The 16,133-nt window shown below is 73.3% G+C and carries 14 protein-coding genes; 4 read left to right on the top strand and 10 right to left on the bottom strand.

Going from position 1 to position 16,133, the window contains the following annotated elements:
• The first annotated feature begins 5 nt into the window (after nucleotides 1-5).
• The gene (locus ABT057_RS15715) at nucleotides 6-416 is read left to right on the top strand and encodes an acyl-CoA thioesterase (protein ID WP_352343501.1); all 411 of its coding nucleotides are present in this window, start codon (nucleotides 6-8) and stop codon (nucleotides 414-416) included.
• Nucleotides 413-1,099 carry a DUF8185 domain-containing protein gene (locus ABT057_RS15710; RefSeq protein WP_352343500.1) on the top strand — a complete coding sequence of 229 codons (687 nt, stop codon included), beginning with the start codon at nucleotides 413-415 and terminating at the stop codon, nucleotides 1,097-1,099. The genes ABT057_RS15715 and ABT057_RS15710 overlap by 4 nt, the downstream gene beginning before the upstream one ends.
• A 15-nt stretch (nucleotides 1,100-1,114) precedes the next feature.
• Here ABT057_RS15710 and ABT057_RS15705 read toward each other — a convergent pair whose 3' ends face one another.
• A complete protein-coding gene (locus ABT057_RS15705; protein ID WP_352343499.1) occupies nucleotides 1,115-1,519 on the bottom strand; it encodes a globin in 405 nt (134 codons plus the stop codon).
• A 98-nt stretch (nucleotides 1,520-1,617) separates the two neighbouring features.
• Between ABT057_RS15705 and ABT057_RS15700 the strand changes: the two genes are divergently transcribed.
• Complete coding sequence (locus ABT057_RS15700; RefSeq protein ID WP_352343498.1) at nucleotides 1,618-2,634, top strand: methyltransferase domain-containing protein; 1,017 nt, start codon at nucleotides 1,618-1,620, stop codon at nucleotides 2,632-2,634.
• A gap of 18 nt (nucleotides 2,635-2,652) precedes the next feature.
• Here ABT057_RS15700 and ABT057_RS15695 read toward each other — a convergent pair whose 3' ends face one another.
• From ABT057_RS15695 to ABT057_RS15680, 4 genes are all read right to left on the bottom strand, one after another.
• A complete protein-coding gene (locus tag ABT057_RS15695) occupies nucleotides 2,653-4,539 on the bottom strand; it encodes an FHA domain-containing protein (protein WP_352343497.1) in 1,887 nt (628 codons plus the stop codon).
• Between the two features lie 40 nt (nucleotides 4,540-4,579).
• Nucleotides 4,580-5,929 (bottom strand): vWA domain-containing protein, encoded by a 1,350-nt coding sequence (locus ABT057_RS15690; protein WP_352343496.1) that lies wholly within the window; start codon nucleotides 5,927-5,929, stop codon nucleotides 4,580-4,582.
• 125 nt (nucleotides 5,930-6,054) lie between these two features.
• Entirely contained in the window at nucleotides 6,055-7,395 is a 1,341-nt protein-coding gene (locus ABT057_RS15685) for a PP2C family protein-serine/threonine phosphatase (RefSeq protein WP_352343495.1), read from the bottom strand.
• Nucleotides 7,396-7,398: 3 nt separating this feature from the next.
• Nucleotides 7,399-9,636: a serine/threonine-protein kinase gene (locus ABT057_RS15680; protein WP_502973917.1), complete on the bottom strand. Its 2,238-nt coding sequence runs from the start codon at nucleotides 9,634-9,636 to the stop codon at nucleotides 7,399-7,401.
• On the opposite strand from ABT057_RS15680, the gene ABT057_RS49190 reads away from it, so the two are divergent.
• Entirely contained in the window at nucleotides 9,626-9,862 is a 237-nt protein-coding gene (locus ABT057_RS49190) for a hypothetical protein (RefSeq protein ID WP_502973916.1), read from the top strand. The genes ABT057_RS15680 and ABT057_RS49190 overlap by 11 nt on opposite strands.
• Before the next feature lie 25 nt (nucleotides 9,863-9,887).
• On the opposite strand, the gene ABT057_RS15675 is transcribed toward ABT057_RS49190, so the two are convergent.
• From ABT057_RS15675 to ABT057_RS15655, 5 genes are all read right to left on the bottom strand, one after another.
• Nucleotides 9,888-11,231 (bottom strand): hypothetical protein, encoded by a 1,344-nt coding sequence (locus tag ABT057_RS15675; protein ID WP_352343492.1) that lies wholly within the window; start codon nucleotides 11,229-11,231, stop codon nucleotides 9,888-9,890.
• Nucleotides 11,232-11,294: 63 nt separating this feature from the next.
• Entirely contained in the window at nucleotides 11,295-12,329 is a 1,035-nt protein-coding gene (locus ABT057_RS15670; RefSeq protein ID WP_352343491.1) for a glutamate ABC transporter substrate-binding protein, read from the bottom strand.
• A gap of 14 nt (nucleotides 12,330-12,343) precedes the next feature.
• Entirely contained in the window at nucleotides 12,344-13,732 is a 1,389-nt protein-coding gene (locus ABT057_RS15665) for a GlnX family signal transduction membrane protein (protein ID WP_502973915.1), read from the bottom strand.
• Between the two features lie 168 nt (nucleotides 13,733-13,900).
• The gene (locus ABT057_RS15660; RefSeq protein ID WP_352343489.1) at nucleotides 13,901-14,872 is read right to left on the bottom strand and encodes an N-acetylglucosamine kinase; all 972 of its coding nucleotides are present in this window, start codon (nucleotides 14,870-14,872) and stop codon (nucleotides 13,901-13,903) included.
• A complete protein-coding gene (locus ABT057_RS15655) occupies nucleotides 14,863-16,128 on the bottom strand; it encodes a 6-phospho-beta-glucosidase (protein WP_352343487.1) in 1,266 nt (421 codons plus the stop codon). The genes ABT057_RS15660 and ABT057_RS15655 overlap by 10 nt, the downstream gene beginning before the upstream one ends.
• Nucleotides 16,129-16,133: the final 5 nt, after the last annotated feature.

Here is a 16,133-nt window from a genome sequence, read left to right as displayed (position 1 = left end):
CGATCTTGCGGCACATCTACCGCTGCCCGCTGCGCTGGGCGGACATGGACGCGTACGGCCACGTCAACAACGTGGTCTTCCTCCGCTACCTGGAGGAAGCCCGTATCGACTTCCTGTTCCGCCCGGACAAGGACTTCCAGCAGGGGTCCGTGGTGGCGCGCCACGAGATCGACTACAAGCGGCAGCTCGTCCACCGGCACTCGCCGGTCGACATCGAGCTGTGGGTCACCCGGATAAGGGCGGCGTCCTTCACCATCTCCTACGAGGTGAAGGACGGCGACCAGGTCTACGTCACCGCCTCGACGGTGATCGTGCCGTTCGACTTCGAGGCGCAGCGGCCGCGCCGGATCACCGCCGAGGAGCGCGAGTTCCTCGAGGAGTACCGGGACGACGCCGAGGAGGCCGTCGCCGCATGACGGTGCTCCACCTCGCCGACGAGAGGGAGGCGGCGGACCTCGCGGCCTTCCTCTCCCGGCTGCTCCACTACGACCGTGGAGCAGCGGTGCGCCTGCAGGCCGCCGGGAAGGCGCTCGCCGTGTTCGGCCGCCCGCCCTCCTTCGAGGTGCTCGCGATCCGTGCCGTACGGCTCGCCAAGCCGTACGAGGACGGGCTCGACGTCACGCTGGACGTGACCGTGTCGGCCGGTGAGCTGCTGGAGACCGTGGACGAGGCCGCGGCCACGACGGCGGTACCCGTGGCCGTCACCGGGCCGCCGTGGGCGGGCGTGCTGCCGCCCAGGGGCGGCTGGCAGCCCGAGGAGGGGCTGCCGGCGCCGGACGCGCTGCGTGCGACGGTCGGCGCGGCTGTCGGCGAGTTCCGGCGCCGCACGGAGGAACTCGCGCCGGACGGCCGTACGCGCGCCGAACTCGACCGGATCGGACGGGAGATCTGGTCCCGGACGGTCGCCGGCACCGGACTTCCGGTACGGGCCGTGCACGCGGCCCAGTCACTGGGCTTCCTGCGGGCCGCGGCGACCCCGGCGGAGCTGGTCCTGCTCTCGTCGGGCGCGTGGCTGCGGCTGCGCACGCCCTACGGGTCGATCGCCGTACGACGTGCGGGGCAGGGCGGCCTCGGGATGCCGGCCCTCAGCGTCCGCTGACCCGGCCCTTCCCGCTCACTCGGGCGCGTTCACCATCGACGCCGCCGCGTACGTCAGGTAGTTCCACAGCGTCGTCTCGTGCTCCTCGGACAGGCCGAGCTCGTCGACCGCGTCGCGCATGTGCCGCAGCCAGGCGTCGTGCGCGGCCCGGTCGACCACGAACGGCGCGTGCCGCATGCGCAGCCGCGGGTGGCCGCGGTTGTCGCTGTACGTCGTGGGACCGCCCCAGTACTGCATGAGGAAGAGCACGAGACGCTCCTCGGCCGGCCCCAGGTCCTCTTCCGGGTACATGGGCCGCAGAACCGGGTCCCCGGCGACTCCCTCGTAGAAACGGTGGACCAGTCGGCGGAAGGTCTCCTCCCCACCGACCTGCTCGTAGAAGGTCTGCTCCTGAAGCGTGCCGCGCCGAATCTCTTTCACCTCACCATCGTCTCAGACGGGTGGACGGAGGACGGAAGTCCTAGGACACCCTCGGGCCACGCTCGCCTCGGAGCGCGTTCCGCAGCACAGTGGGACGTATGGGCGCCCCTGTTCCGGAGAACGACGACGAACTCGAGGCCCTCGCCGTCTCGGCGCGGGCCGGCCTGGTGCGTCTGATCGAGGCGAGCGGGGCCTTCGCCGCCGACCCCGGCTGGCGGGACGCCTTCGCGGCGGTCCCGCGCCACCTCTTCGTGCCGTACTACTACGTCAGCGGCGTCGGCGGACACGAACGGCGCTGGGGGGAGAGCCCCGACCCGCGCACCCGGGAGCGCTGGGTGCTCGGCGCCTACGAGGACGTCCCGCTCGCCACCCGGCTGCGCGACGGCGAACTGCTCTCGTCCAGCAGCCAGCCCTCCCTGATGGCGCTGATGCTGGCCGAGCTGCGGGTGGAGGAAGGCGACCGGGTCCTGGAGATCGGCGCGGGCACGGGGTACAACGCGGCGCTGCTGGCGCACCGGCTGGGCGACGAGCTCGTCACCACCGTCGACCTCGACCCGGAGATCACGGAGTCCGCGCGCCGCCATCTCGCCGCCGCCGGGTACCACCCGGCCGTCGTCACCGGGGACGGGGCGCGCGGGGTGCCGGAGCGGGCACCCTACGACCGGATCATCGCGACCTGCCAGCTGGCGTCGGTCCCGCGCGCCTGGATCGCCCAGTGCCGCCCCGGCGCGCTGATCCTGACCCCGCTGGCGACCGGACTGGTCGCGCTGACCGTGCGGGACGCGGCGCACGCCGAGGGGCATTTCCTGCACAGCCCCGCCTACTTCGTGCCGCTGCGTGGGGAGAGCCGGCCCGAGTCCGGGCCGGTCGCGCTCGGCGGGGTGCCGCACCGGGCCAGGGAGAGCGACCTGTTCCGCTTCCTGCTGGCCCTCACCCGCACCGCCCTCGATCCGCAGGAGGCGTACGCGCTGTGGGAGCGCGAGGGCATGCCGGACCGGCGGCGCTACGGGGTCACGGTCGGCCCGGAGGCCGCCTGGGCGTGGCTGGACGACCCGGAGGGGCCGTACGCCTGGCCCCTGCCGGGGTCGTCGGGCGCACGGCTCGTCGAGCCCTGAGGGAGCGCCCCCGCCGGGTCAGCCCCGCCGGATGGTGATCGTCGTCCAGGCGCCCACGTGCACCCGGTCGCCGTCCTGCAGCGGTACCGGGACGAAGGGCTGGATCGGCTCCTCGCCGTTGTTGACCGTCGTGCCGTTCGTCGAGTTCTGGTCGACGACCGCCCAGCTGCCGTCGGGCTGCTGGACCAGGACCGCGTGCTGGTGCGAGACACCCGGGTCCTCCGGCGGCACCGACAGGTCTATGTCGGGGGTCTCGCCGGTGGAGTGCCGGCGGCGGCCGATGGTGACCTGGTTGCCGGTGAGGGTGCGCTGCTGCTCGGGCGAGTACGCGGGGAGGTTGAGCCCCGTGGCCTCCGGGCCCGAGCGCTGCATCATCGCCATGAAGTACGCGCGGTCCGGGCCGATCGTCGCCGTCCAGGTCGCCGGCGCCTGCGGGAACGCCGGACCGGGCGGGGGCGCCTGCGTGGAACCGGGCTGCGGATAGCCGTAGCCGCCCTGCTGTGGGGCACCGGGCTGCGGGTAGCCGTAGCCGCCCTGAGGGGAGGAGCCGTGGCCCTGGCCGGTGTGCGACGGCGGGGAGATCACCCAGTCGTCGTCGCCACCGCCGAAGCCGCCACCGCCGGGCTGCGGGCGGCCCGTCTCCTGCGGGAACCCGGGCGGGGCCGGCGGACCGGAGGGCTGGAAGGCCTGTGGGGCCTGCGGCATCCCGGGGCCGCCGGGACCACCGGGCCTGTTCTGCCCCGGCGGCGGCGGAACCGGCCGCGAGGGGTCGGCACCGAAACCGCCCGGACCACCAGGACCCGACGGGCCGCCCGGCCCCTGCTGGCCGGGCCCGGAGGAGGGCTCGCGGCCGAAGGGGTCGGCGGGATCGCGCCGGAAGGGGTCGGAGGGCGGACCGGACGGCTCACGTCCGAAGGGGTCCGAGGGCGGACCGGCGGGGTCGCGCCGGAAGGGGTCGGGGGACGACGGACCGGACGGCTCACGGCCGAACGGGTCGGAGGACGGCTCACGGCCGAACGGGTCCGCGGGCGGGCGACCACCCGGACCGCCGCCCTGCTGCCCACCGGGCTCCCGTCCGAAGCCGCCCCCGGGCTCCCGCCCGAAGCCGTCACCGGATTCCCGTCCGAAGCCGCCCCCGGGCTCCTGCCCGAAGCCGCCACCAGGCCCGCCGGGCGCACCCGGCGGCGGCCCCGACGGCTCGCGACCGAACGCCCCCGGGCCTCCGCTCGTGCTGCCGGGCCCCGACGGCTCGCGACCGAAAGCTCCCGGGCCCCCGCTCGTGCTGCCGGGCCCCGACGGCTCGCGACCGAAAGCTCCCGGGCCCCCGCTCGTGCTGCCGGGCCCCGACGGCTCGCGTCCGCCGAAGGCGCCGGGCGGCCCGGACGGCTCACGACCGAACGGCGACGCGCCACCGGGTCCCGAGGGGTCCGAGCCGAACGGGGGGATCGGCTCGGCGGGGCGGTTCACCTGCGACGGCCGGGAGCTCTGGTAGTCGAAGGAGTCGGTGCCGCCGTAGGACGGCGGCGGTGGCTGGAAGCGCCCGCCCTGACCGCCAGGGCCACCGGGGGAGGCCGGGGGGCGTGGGGCGGCCGGGGTGTAGGAGGTCGCCGTGTTGGTGAGGAAGTTCCACCGGCACTCCTCGCAGAACGGCGCACCGCCCTCGCGGGGCGTGCGGCACTGCGGGCAGAGCTCGGGCTCGTGGTTCGGCACGGCGGACAGGTGGCCCCGCCCGCCGGGACGGCCCCCGGGAGGGTCGGGCTGGGTGCCCTGCGGGGGTGGGAAGCCATAGCCGCCGGCGGTGGGGGGCGGCGGCGGGGGCGGAGGTACGGCACCGGCCATGCGGTGACCGCAGACCTCGCACCAGTCGTCGGAACCCGACTGGTGTCCGTTCGGGCAGGTCGGCATGTCGGCGCGTCCCCCTCTCCTTCAGGTACGTGCTAGTACGTCACTTCTTTACACGAACAGTCTTTGTGGACCGGGTCTCGAGGGTCATCTCGTCGGCCTCCGCGACCTTCGCCTTCAGTCGCACAGTACCTGTCGTGGCGTCGACCACGTCCACCACCTTCGCAAGCAGTTTCGCAGTATCCGCGTTCCCCGAGACGCTCGCGAGCTGCACGGCCCGGCCCAGTTTGGCCGTCGCCCCGTCCATGTCCCCCGCTTTGCGCAGGTCCAGCCCCTGCTGGATGACCTGCGCCAGTTCCGCCTGTCCGGTGTAGTGCGCGACCTGCGGGTTGATGGAGGTGGACGCGGCCATGTCGTCCGTCCACACGGCCCTGACCAGGCCCGGGGCGGCCGCCAGGGGCTGCGCCTCGCCGTCCGGCTTCGGGACGACCAGCGAGACCCTGGCCGCCAGCATCTCCCGGCCCACCTCGGCCGCCGGGACCTCGACGCACACGTGGTAGTCGCGGGACTCGTCGCCCCAGGAGCCGGTGGGGTAGTCGCCGGCGCGCGGGCCCGCCTCCGTGCGGCGGTCGGTGAGTTCCTCGACCGTCGGCGCGACCTGCTTGACGAACTTGATGGTGGTGCCGACGGGGGTCCACAGGCGCAGCGCCACGTCCGCGACCTCCTTGCCCATCGCCGTCTCCATCATCTGTGTGAAGTCGGCGGCGAGACCGGTCGGGTCGGCGACGATGTCGGCTGTGCCGAGCAGTGCGGAGGCGATTCCTGTGACTTCTTTCACTTCCCAGTCGGTGCCCACACCGCGGGCGTCACAGGTGAACCGGCCCGCGCAGTCGTCGAGGGCGGCCTTGAGGTCGCTCGGCGACTCGTGCTCGTTGCGGCCGTCGGTGAGGAGGATGCCGTGCCGGATGGCGACCTCGGCGGAGGACAGCAGCCGGTCGGCGAGCCGCAGCCAGGTGCCGATCGCGGTGCCGCCGCCGGCGCTGAGCCGGCGCAGGGCCTGCTTGGCCTGCTCGCGGGTGGTGCGGTCGGCGACGGCGAGGCGGCCGCCGCCGGGGTAGACCTCCTTGGCGACGTGCGTGCCGCCGACCACCGCGAAGTGCACCCCGTCACGCAGGGTGTCGATGGCGGCGGCCGTGGCGTCACGGGCGTTGCGCATCTTGGCCGGCGGGTAGTCCATCGAGCCGGAACAGTCCACCATGATCGCCACGGCGGCGGACGGGCCCGCGCCGGGCGAGTACAGGTGCGGTGACGAGACCGCGCTGCCGACCGTGCCGCCGCCGGTCGAGGTGACCGTGACGATCGCGTTGACCTCGCGGCCGCCCTCCGGCAGGTACTCGTTCTGGTAGACGTCCACCGAGAACTGCGGCACGTTCGACTTCGAGAAATTGGCCATGGCTGCTCAGATCCCCCTCGAAAACCCCGTGTTCACAGGGTGAATTCCGGTTACGGACCGGTCCCCTCCGGTCCGTACGACTGCCACGCGGTGGAGCCGCATATCGGCACAAGCCGTTGGTGGCCTCAGGCCGATCCTGCCCCCTGCGGCGGCGCGGGGAACGGCAGGACGGCCACTGTTACGTTGTCGTGGCCCCCGCCGTCCAGGGCGTGCCCGACGAGGACCTGGGCGCCGTGCAGCGGCCGTACGGCGGCGTCGCGGGGGACGACCTCGGCCATCTCCTCGGCCGCCTCCGCGTAGTTCCACAGGCCGTCGGTGCACACCACGACCGCACCCGGCCGGTCCGGCTTGAAGGAGGCGGTGTGCGGCTCCAGTTCGTAGGCGTCCGCGCCGAGCCAGCCGGTGATCGCGTGGGCGCGCTCGTCTGCGTAGGCCTCCGCCTCGCTCATCAGGCCCGCGGCGACCATCTGGGCGGCCCAGGAGTCGTCCTCGGTGAGCCGGGCGGGGGGTGAGGTGCGGTCGGCGGGGACCCAGTAGGCGCGGCTGTCGCCGACCCAGCCGACGACCAGCAGGCCGGCGGTGACGACGGCGCCGACCAGGGTGCAGGCCGGGGCGTTCTGGTGGGGGGCGTGCTCGCGGGCCGTGGCGGGCTCGGCGGCCAGCGCGTTGACCGCGTGCGAGGCGGCGACGATCGCCTCGTGCATCGCCTGCTGCGGGTGGGTGCCCTGGGGCAGGGCGGCCAGCAGTGCTTCGCTCGCGGCCTTCGACGCGGCCATGGAGGCGTCGTCGGGGCGGGTCGCCGAGGAGACGCCGTCGCAGACGATGGCGACGAGCGCGGGGGAGCCGTCGGGCAGGACGGTGTGGCCGAGCCCGAACGCGTCCTCGTTGCGGTGGTGGCGCAGACCGCGGTCGCTGACGGCGGCCAGCGGTCCCGACTCCAGCTCCATGTGGTCGCGTTCGCGAGGCTGGGCGTGGCCGCAGTTCTCGCAGTACCCGTCGTCGTCGACGCGCCCCGCGCGGCACGCCACGCACACCTTGGAGTTCTCGGCGACGGCGGCGGCCTCCGCGGCCACCCGGGGGTCCGGCGCCTGCAACGGATACTCCTCGGGTTCGGCGGGCCGGTCGAACCGGACGCCGGGGACGGGGGACTCGGGAGTCCCCGGGCCGCCGACGTGCGGGGGCGGCGGCAGCGGGGCGCCCGGGTGGCCGGGCGGCGGCGGGTCCAGGTGTGGGGGCGGCGGTGTCGCGCCGGCCTCGGCGCCCGGCAGGGGTACCGGAGCGCCCGCCCCCGGTGGCGGAAGCGGCACCGGTGATCCGTTCATGGTGAGGGTCGGGTGGTCGTCGGGGTGGGGCGGTACGACCGACAGGTCGTATCCGCACGCACCGCAGAAACGGTCACCCGTGTCGAGCGGCTCCGCGCAGCTCGGACACGTCGGCAGGGCGGCCTGCCGGGGCATCTGGGACATCAACTACACCCACGTCCGGGGGCGGTAACGGTTGGCACGTTCCACCAGGTCGATCCTCTCCTCACCGCCGGTCGCCAGCCGGGCCAGCGTGCGGTACGAGCGCTCCAGGCCGAAGCGGAGCCCCCGCTCGTCCAGCCGGCTGCCGAGCAGTGGCCGCCGGGCGTCCTCGGAGGCGCCCTGGCCACCGGAGAGTATCCAGTCCAGCGCGCAGCCGAGGACTTCCGCGGACAACTGCTCCCGCCGCGTGGGGTCGAGGCCGTACGCCTCCAGCGCCTCGACCTGCGCCGCCGCCGCGATGAGGTCCTCCTCGAAGGGTACGTCGGCGGCGGCCCCGGTCCGCTGCCGGAGCCGTGCCCGCACCGCCGCCACCCGCGCGGCGGTGTAGTGGATGGACGCCTCCGTCACCGATTCGAGCGTGCGTACGGCGCTACGGCGGTCCCCGGCGGCGAGCTGCACGCGCGCCAGCCCGAACGCGGTGCTCACGTAACTCGGGTCGGTCGACCAGACCAGGCGGTAGTACTCGGCCGCGTTGTCCAACTGGCCCAGCAGCTCCGCGCACAGACCGAGCGCCAGCTTGGGCGCCGGCTCGCCCGGGAAGGCGTCGTAGATCGCGTCGAAGGCCAGCGCGGCGCCCTCGTGGTCGCCGGTGACCAGGGAGACCACGCCTCTGTACCAGACGACCCGCCAGTCGTCGGGCCGTTCCTCCTCCAGCTTCGCCAGCGATGCGAGGGCGGCCTGATGGTCGCCGTTCTCCAGCCGGCCGCGGATCTGCCGCAGCCGGGTCTCCACGGACGGCGCGGGCGCGGCGGCGAGAGCCGTGATCAGCTCCCCGGGCGCCGAGGTCATCAGGCCCGCGAGGAAACCGGCGTTGGGGTCGGTGGGATCCACGTGCGGGACGGGCAGCGCGAGCCCGGCGGCGGGCGCGGGGACGGTTCTCACCAGGCCGGGAGCCGGGGCGGCGGTCTGGACGGCGGTCGTGGGCGTGGAACTCCCGTTGCCGGGGCGGGACTTGGTGACCCGTGCGCCGAGCCGCGACACCTCGCCGTCCAGTTTCGGGAACAGCTCCGTGTCCGTGACCTTCACCTCGGGCCCGAACAGCGTCGACAGGGCCGGCCGCGCCCGGCCGCTCTGCAGCGAGACGACCTCCCGCAGCACGCCCGTGAGCTGCTCGGCCATCTCCTGCGCGGAGGCGAACCGGCGGGCCGGGTCGGGGTCGGTGGCGCGGACCAGCAGCCGGTAGAACGACTCGTACTGGCGGAAGACCTCGATGTTGTCGGGGTCGGGGAGGGAATCGACGAAGACCGTCGTGTAGCCCTGGAAATCGAAGGTCAGGACCGCGAGTGTGCGGCCGACCGTGTAGAGGTCGCTCGCCACCGACGGGCCGACGTCCGCGACCTCCGGCGCCTGGTAGCCGACCGTGCCGTAGATGGCCGACTCGTCGTCGTCCATCCTGCGCACCGCGCCCATGTCGATCAGCTTGAGCTGGTCCTCGGTCTGGATCGCGTTGTCGACCTTGAAGTCGCAGTAGAGGAGGTTGCGGCTGTGGAGATGGCCGAGGGCCTCCAGGGCCTCGATGCCGTACGCGCAGGCCTGCTCCACCGGCAGCGGATCCCGCTTGCCGCCGGACGTGCGGCGCTCGTTGGCGATCTCCTTGAGGGACTTTCCGCCGACGTACTCCATGACGATGTAGCCGTCGAGCGAGCCGGTCCGCTGGTCGAGGTGCTCCACGAAGTTGTAGATCCGCACGATGTTGGCGTGCTCGATCTCCGCGAGGAAGCGCCGCTCGGAGATCGCGGCCTCCATCGCGTCCTGGTCGCCGGTGTCGAGGAGGCCCTTGAGGACCACCCAGCGGTCCGAGACCGCGCGGTCCACCGCCAGGTAGATCCAGCCCAGGCCGCCGTGCGCGAGGCAGCCCACGACCTCGTACTGGCCGTGCACGACGTCCCCGGCCTTCAGCTTCGGCACGAAGGAGTACGGGTGGCCGCACTTGGTGCAGAAGCCCTCGGTGCGCCCGGCGTGCTCACCGCGCGCGCGGCCCACCGGCGCGCCGCAGTCCGAGCGCGAGCAGTACCGCTTGCGCTCGGGCACCTCGGGGTTCTCCAGGACCATCGCGCGCGGGTCGGGGCGCGGCACCTGCGGCACCGAGACCAGGCCGACCCCGAGCCGGGCCCGCCCGGAGGAGCCCGCCGAGGAGCCGGAGCTGCGCACCGACACCGAGCGGCCCGTCGACTTGCCCGACACGGAGCGCGAGAGCCGTCCCGACACCGAGCGCCGCGACTTCGCCGACTGCGACGACGTACGCGAGCTGCGGGAGCTGGCGGGCGTGCTGCCGCTGCCCGGCGAGCCGACCAGGCCTCCCCCGGAGGCGGGACCCACGGCCGACACCACCGGGGCGAGCCCGCAGGTGTCGCAGTACAGCTCGCCGCCGCCCACGTCCTCGTACGACCCCTCGCAGCCCGGCCGCTGACACGTCTGCCCTGCCTGACTCATGGCTACTGCTCCCCCCTGTGGTCCTGAGGTCCGCCGCTCGGCTCCGAGCCCTGCTCCGTCGCGCGCGGGGCGGCCAGCTGTTCGGCGGCCGCCCGCTGGTAGCGCAGGACGGCCTGTTCGGCGACGCGCAGATCGCAGGGCGCGCTCCACAGCATGCGGCGCGCCGCGTCGTAGCGTTCGATGAGGAACGGGTCCTCGGCGAGCCCGTGCCGGGCCACCTTGGCCTTGTAGGCGTCGAGCCGGCCGCGCAGCTCCGCGCGGACCGCGAGCGGCGCGGTCACCGCCGTGAGCGACTCGCGGGCGCGCAGCAGTTCGTCCTCCGCCTTGCGCTCCAGGGACTCAAGGAGCGGGGACAGCCGGTGCCACTGCGCGTGCCGCCGGTACTCGGCGGCCGTCGCCAGCTGCTCCTGCAGCACGGTCGGCGGACCGCTGACCACCGGCACCTCCGTCGCCGCGATCTTCGCGAGCACCTCACCGCGCGCGGTGCGCGCCTCGGCGAGCGTACGGTCGGCGCGGCTGAGGACGTCCCGCAGCTTCACGAGCCGCTGCTCGGCGTCCTGACGGACCGTCAGCACGGCGTCGATCTCCCGCCGTACGTCCTCCAGGGCGCGCGCCTCACGGTCGTAGACCGTGGTGTCCGGGCGACCGCCGCCGGGCGCCGAACTGCCCTGCGCGGGAACCCAGTACGCCAGCGGGTCCGAGACCACCTCCTCGCGCAGCCGCGTCAGCGTGTGGGTGATGCGCTCCAGGTCGTCGCCCGCCGGGTGCTCGCCGGGGCGCACACCCACGGAGTGCGCGAGCCGACGGGTGCGCTGGAGCTCCGCGGCCAGTAAATCGATCCGCGCGGGCAGCGCCGACCACACCGCGTCGGCGGTGACGACCATGTCCAGCGACGAGGCGTACAGCTCGTTCATCCGGTCGACGAGGGAGGCCAGGGAGAAACTCTGACTGAGCCTGCCGGTGCCGAACAGGGTGGGCGCGTTCGCCGTGGCGGTGGTGGAGCCGGCGACCGTGACGGACTCGCCGCGCAGCAGTTCCGTCAGCTCCACCAGGTCCTCGCGGCTGGACCAGCGGCGCCGCGAGCGGATCTCCCGCGCGCAGCGCAACGCGTCCGTGTACGCGTCGAAGTACGCCCACAGCAGCGTGATCGACGCCTCCGCGGTCGCCCAGCGCTCCTTGGTGACACCGGTCAGCTCGGCGCCCTCGAGGAGCCTGCGGCCCGCGTGGTCCTGCAGGGCGAGGAGGGAGGTCTCGATGGCCTCGTGCTCCGCGCCGAGCCGCGCCAGCGCACGGTCGACCTCGTCCCGGTCCATCACCGGCCCGGGGGGTCCCGTGACGCTGCCCATCGATCACCTCTCCGCTGCTGTGTCGGTCGTCACGCTCGGTGCACTGCCTTGCCTGCCGGTCCGTCAGTTCTTGCGCAGGTACTGCGGCGCGTCCGGCTTCGACGAGTCCGCGTCCGGCCCCAGTGTGGCCGACAGCCACGTGTCGTACGACTCCTGCCAGCCGTTCGCGCGGTAGTCCACGAGGATCTGGTTGACCCGGCGTACCAGGTCGTCGGCGTCCTTGTTCATCGCCACGCCGTAGTACTCGGTCGTGAACGGGGCGCCCATCAGTTTGACGGTCGGGTCCTGGGCTGCCTGACTGGCCGCGAGCGCGCCGTCGGTGACGACCGCGTCGACCTCGCCGAGCTGCAGCCGGACCAGGCAGTCGAGCTGGTTGGGGACGGGAGGGACGATGTCGACGGAGGAGGGAATGGGGCTCCCCTTGTCCCGGTCCTCGGTCATCGTGCGGTTGGCCGTGGAACTGGCCGCCGTGCAGACCTTTTTGTTCGCCAGCGTGTCGTTGTAGCCGGTGATCGTCGAGGAGCGGGGAGCGAGGACCTGCTGTCCGGTCTTGAAGTACGGTGCGGAGAACGCGACTTTGCCGAGACGGTCGCAGGTGATCGTCATCGTGCGCACGACCATGTCGACCCGGTGCGCCTGGAGGGCCGGGATGCGCTGGTCGGTGGGGATCGCCTTGAACAGCACCGCCTTCGGGTCGCCGAGGATGTCCTTGGCGATCCGGTGCACCAGGTCGATGTCGAAGCCCTCGAGCTCCGCCCCGGAGTTGTTCGGGTCGCGGTAGCCCCAGCGGTAGCTGTTCTGGTCGACGCCGACGATCAGCTTGCGCTTCTCGCCCTGCCGGGCCTTGATCTTGGCGATCGTCTCGCCGTCCGCGCCCGACGGCGAGAGCGTCTGCTTCTCGGGGTCGGTGCAGTGGGAGTCGGCCGCCGTGGTGCCCTGGGCGACCCCCGGACCGGTCAGGCCCGTCGAGCCGTCGCCGCCCCGGGGCTGGGACAGCGGCAGCAGCAGCACGAAGGCCAGCGCGAGGGCGCAGAGGGCAGCCATCGCCCCTACTCCGCCCCAGCCCTTCAGACCGTCCCGTACACGTCGCGCACGCATCGTCACGCCCCCTCTCACCGGTACTCCGACAGCCTGCGGCCGATGCCGAGCACCGCGCCCGCCGCGGCCAGCAGGGCGAGGACGGCCGCGCCGACCGGCAGCCCGGTCATCGCGTCCCGGCCGCCGCCGGCCGCGTGCTGCCACTCGGTCTGCTCGAGCTCGAGTGCGTGGTCCAGGTTCTTGTCGACGCTGTCGAAGCACGCGCCGGTCGCGTCCTTGCCGCCGATCACCATGGCCAGCGCCTGCTCGTAGTTGCCGTAGTCGTCCTGCCTGCGGGCTTCGGTGTGGCGCTTCTTCCACACCGTCATGCTCTCCTCCGCCGCGGTGACCGGTTTCTCGCCCGACTGGTCGTCGGCGAGCTTCGCGGCCAGGGCGAGCCCCTTGCCGAGGTCGTCGATGTCGGTGGTGAATTCGTGGTCGAACTTCTCGACCACGACCTTCTTGCCGCGGGTCGTCACCTCCACCGTCTCCGCGCCGCGCGCCACCAGTGTGAGGTTCTCGTTGCCGCGCGCCTTGAGGGAGGCGATCCGCGCGTCGTGCAGCACGGTCAGCGAGCGCACGCCGTTGTCCCACGAGTCGTTGAGACCCGCGCGGGCCACGGTGTGGCCGACGACGAGCCACAGCAGCACGACCGTGGCGGACGCCGTCGCGGCGGCCAGGCCGTGGTTCAGGACCCGGTTCGTACGGCGGTAGTTGCGGTGCTGGGCCCAGGCCAGGGCCGCCAGCGCGAGGACGCCCAGCGCGATCGCCGCCCAGGGATAGGGCGTGGCTTCGGCGTAGTCGTCCTTCAGGTGCTGGTTCTCCTTCTTGTAGAGGTCCTGCGCCGCGGGGAGCATCTCGCCCTGCATCTTCTGGTTCGCGTACCGCAGGTAGGCGCCGCCCACCGGGAAGCCTTGCCGGTTGTACGTCCGCGCCTGCTCTACCAGGCCTTTGTACTCCGGGAGCAGCTTGTTCAGCTTGGTGATGGCGTCGGCGGAGGGGGAGCCGGGGTCGGAGCTGTTGGCCGCGGTGACCAGCTTGGCCGCGGCCTTGTCGATGTCCTCTTCGTAGCGCTGCCTGGACTCGGCCGTCTCCGTGCTGCCGGCCAGGAAGCCGCTGGAGGCGGTCGTGTTGGCGTCCGCCAGGGAACGGTAGATGTCGGCCGCGGCCGCGCTCAGCGGCTGGCTCTTGTTCAGCACGTCGTCGGCCGCGGCGGCGCGGTCCGTCGTCTGCCAGGCCGTCACGGCGCCGAACGCGACCACGAGGAGGGCGAGGACGGCGCCGATCACACGGAGCCGTCCCGGCTCCGTGGTCGCGGCGGCGCGGGCCTTGTCCACACCCTCGGCGAAAGCCGTGCGGCGTGTGGGCGGTGGTGGTGCTGTGCTGGTCATCGGCGGGTTTGCCACGTTTCTGACCTCCCCCATGGTCATGTCTCGCCGCAAGTATCGCGGGAGGGAGTGACAATGCGAACCCGCTTGGCTGGATCTTGATCAGATCGCAGTCACCCTCCGCCCATGAATACGCCGTGGGCGGGTGTTCGGTTCCTTCCCGGGGGAGGGTGTTCCGGGAGGTGAGGTGCGGGGTACCTGCGCCTACGCCTCGAAGAAGCCCCGGGTCCTGGCCTGTACGTCCACCCCCGCTCCCAGCCTGTCCAGGCCCAGGAGCGCCGCCCCCAGCACGGGGCGGGCCTGCACCACCCGCGGTACCGCCTTCGGCGCGCGAGCCGCCAGCAACTCGCGTACGCCGTCCTCCAGCTGTTCGTGCCCCGCTGTCAGGACCCCGCCTCCCAGCAGCACCGGAGTCTCCTCCTCCAGCAGTTCCAGGCGGGTCAGGGCCACCGTCGCCATCGTCACCACCTCCTCCGCCAGCCGGTCGACGATCGCCCTCGCCACCGGGTCGCCGTCCGCCGCCGTCGCGAAGAGGACCGGGGTGAGTTCGTGGCGGCGCAGGTCCGGGATGTGTTCCAGGTGCAGGGCCTCGATCAGGGCGTACATGCCGGACAGGCCGAAGTGGGCGGGCAAGGTGCGGGCCAGCGCCGTGGGGCCGCCCCTGCCGTCCTCCGCCCGTGCCGCGTGCCAGATCGCCTCCTCGGCCAGGCCCCAGCCGCCGCCCCAGTCGCCGGAGAGGCGGCCCAGGGCCGGGAAGCGGGCGGTGCGGCCGTCGGGGCGCATGCCGACGCAGTTGATGCCGGCGCCGCAGACCACGGCCACGCCCCGGGGGTCGGGGACACCCGCGCGCAGGATGGCGAAGGTGTCGTTGCGGACGTCCACCGACCTGCCCCACGCGCGCGCGTGCAGCGCGGCCGCCAGCTGTTCCTCCTCGACGGGGAGGTCGGCGTTGGCCAGACAGGCGGAGACGTGGGTCACCTCGTTGACGCCCGCGGCCGTGTACGCGCGCGTGACGGTCTCGGCGAGGTCGTCCACCGCCGTCTCGACGCCCACCGCCGGCGGGCGGAAGCCGCCGCCCCGGGCCGTGGCGAGAACCTCGCCGTCGGCCGCCACCACCGCCACGTCGGTCTTGCTGTTGCCCGCGTCGATGGCGAGGACACTTGCGGTCAGGCCCACGCGAGGTGCTCCCGGTTGTGTGCGATCAGCTGGTCGGTCAGCTGTTCGGCGTACTCGTACTGGGCGATCAGGGGGTGGGAGAGGAGGGCGCGGAACACCCGGTCGCGGCCGCCGCGCAGCGCCGCCTCCAGGGCCAGGTCCTCGTACGCCGTCACGTTCGCCATCAGGCCCGCGTACAGGGGGTCCACCGGGGCCACCGGGAGGGGGGAGGGGCCCTTCTGGCCCACCGCCGCCTGGACCTCGATCACCGCGTCGTCGGGGAGGAAGGGGAGCGTGCCGTGGTTGAGCGTGTTCACCACCTGGTAGGGGCTGCCGGAGCCGGTGAGCAGGGCCGCCGCCAGGTCCACCGCCGCCTCCGAGTAGAAGGCGCCGCCGCGCCTGGCGAGCAGCTCCGGCTTCTCGTCGAGCGAAGGGTCGGCGTACATCTCGAGCAACTGCCGTTCCATCTCCGCCACTTCGGCCGCCCGCGACGGCTTCGTACGCAGCTCTCGTACGACCTCGTCGTGCGCGTAGTAGTAGCGGAGGTAGTAGGAGGGGACCACGCCCAGCCGGTCCAGCACGGGCAGCGGCAGGCGCAGGTCCGCGGCGATCTTCTCGCCGTGGTCGGCCAGGAGCCCCGGCAGGACGTCGTCGCCCTCGGGGCCGTCCAGGCGTACGCCCGTCTCCCAGGTGAGGTGGTTGAGGCCGACGTGGTCGAGGTGGACGTCCGACGGGGAGACGTCCAGCAGGGCCGCGAACTTCCGCTGCAGGCCGATCGCCACGTTGCACAGACCGACCGCCTTGTGGCCGGCCTGGAGCAGGGCGCGGGTGACGATGCCGACCGGGTTGGTGAAGTCGATGATCCAGGCGTCGGGGTTGGTGCGGCGGACGCGCTCGGCGATGTCCAGGACCACCGGGACCGTGCGCAGGGCCTTGGCGAGGCCGCCCGCGCCGGTCGTCTCCTGCCCGACGCAGCCGCACTCCAGCGGCCAGGTCTCGTCCTGCTGCCGGGCGGCCTGCCCGCCGACGCGCAGCTGGAGCAGCACGGCGTCGGCGCCGGCGACGGCCGAGTCCAGGTCGGAGGTGGTCACGATCCGGCCCGGGTGGCCCAGCCGGGCGAAGATACGGCGGGCCAGTCCGCCCACCAGCTCCAGGCGATCGGCCGCCGGGTCGACCAGGACCAGTTCCTCCAGGGGGAGCGTGTCGCGCAGCCGGGCGAAACCGTCGATCAGTTCGGGGGTGTAGGTCGAGCCGCCGCCTACCACGGTGAGTTTCATACGCT

Source organism: Streptomyces sp. NPDC002588 (genome assembly GCF_040295925.1).
Taxonomy (GTDB): Bacteria; Actinomycetota; Actinomycetes; order Streptomycetales; family Streptomycetaceae; genus Streptomyces.
The sequence above is the reverse complement of the archived record's forward strand: the minus strand, read 5'-3'. Positions and strand labels throughout refer to the sequence as shown.

What these genes read in the sequence shown, in the direction of transcription:
- ABT057_RS15700 (WP_352343498.1), top strand. Translation starts at nt 1,618, where the DNA reads ATGGGCGCCCCTGTTCCGGAGAACGACGACGAACTCGAGGCCCTCGCC.
- ABT057_RS15665 (WP_502973915.1), bottom strand. Translation starts at nt 13,732, where the DNA reads ATGGGGGAGGTCAGAAACGTGGCAAACCCGCCGATGACCAGCACAGCA.
- ABT057_RS15710 (WP_352343500.1), top strand. Translation starts at nt 413, where the DNA reads ATGACGGTGCTCCACCTCGCCGACGAGAGGGAGGCGGCGGACCTCGCG.
- ABT057_RS15675 (WP_352343492.1), bottom strand. Translation starts at nt 11,231, where the DNA reads ATGGGCAGCGTCACGGGACCCCCCGGGCCGGTGATGGACCGGGACGAG.
- ABT057_RS15670 (WP_352343491.1), bottom strand. Translation starts at nt 12,329, where the DNA reads ATGCGTGCGCGACGTGTACGGGACGGTCTGAAGGGCTGGGGCGGAGTA.
- ABT057_RS15685 (WP_352343495.1), bottom strand. Translation starts at nt 7,395, where the DNA reads ATGTCCCAGATGCCCCGGCAGGCCGCCCTGCCGACGTGTCCGAGCTGC.
- ABT057_RS15695 (WP_352343497.1), bottom strand. Translation starts at nt 4,539, where the DNA reads ATGCCGACCTGCCCGAACGGACACCAGTCGGGTTCCGACGACTGGTGC.
- ABT057_RS15655 (WP_352343487.1), bottom strand. Translation starts at nt 16,128, where the DNA reads ATGAAACTCACCGTGGTAGGCGGCGGCTCGACCTACACCCCCGAACTG.
- ABT057_RS15690 (WP_352343496.1), bottom strand. Translation starts at nt 5,929, where the DNA reads ATGGCCAATTTCTCGAAGTCGAACGTGCCGCAGTTCTCGGTGGACGTC.